At 62.8% G+C, this 452-nt stretch carries 1 protein-coding gene; it reads left to right on the top strand.

The features are described 5' to 3' along the window. The coding region (locus U5782_RS41345; RefSeq protein ID WP_322049636.1) for an aminotransferase class I/II-fold pyridoxal phosphate-dependent enzyme at positions 1-452 on the top strand (452 nt) is incomplete at both ends.

Raw genomic sequence — 452 nt, 5'->3', positions numbered from 1 at the left:
TCGTTCAGCAAGGCATTCGGCATGACCGGCGGCTTCCTGAGCGGGGACCGCGAGGTGATCGATTACCTGCGCTTCTGCTCGCGCGCGCACATGTTCTCGGCGCATCTGCCGCTGACGACCGTGGCGGGGGTGTTGGGCGGGATGGAAGTCATCGAGCGCGAACCGGAGCGGATCACGCGCCTGCGGGAGAATGCGGCGTATCTGGAGGCGGGCCTGAGCGCGCTCGGTTTCAGGACGTTCCGTGAGGCGTCGATCATTCCGGTGCGGATTCCGGAAGAAGTGAATATCCGCGAAATCTGCCGGGAGTTCGACGACGCGGGTATTTTCCTGAACTCGATTGAATTTCCGGCGGTGCAGAAGGACGGACAGCGCCTGCGACTGAGCGTCATGTCGACGCACACGCGCGAAGACCTCGATATGGCGCTCGATGCGTTCGAGCGGATCGGCCATAA

This window comes from Paraburkholderia sp. J67, assembly GCF_905220265.1.
Taxonomy (GTDB): Bacteria; Pseudomonadota; Gammaproteobacteria; order Burkholderiales; family Burkholderiaceae; genus Paraburkholderia.
Note: the sequence above shows the minus strand (reverse complement) of the source record. Positions and strands in the feature narration are given on the sequence as shown.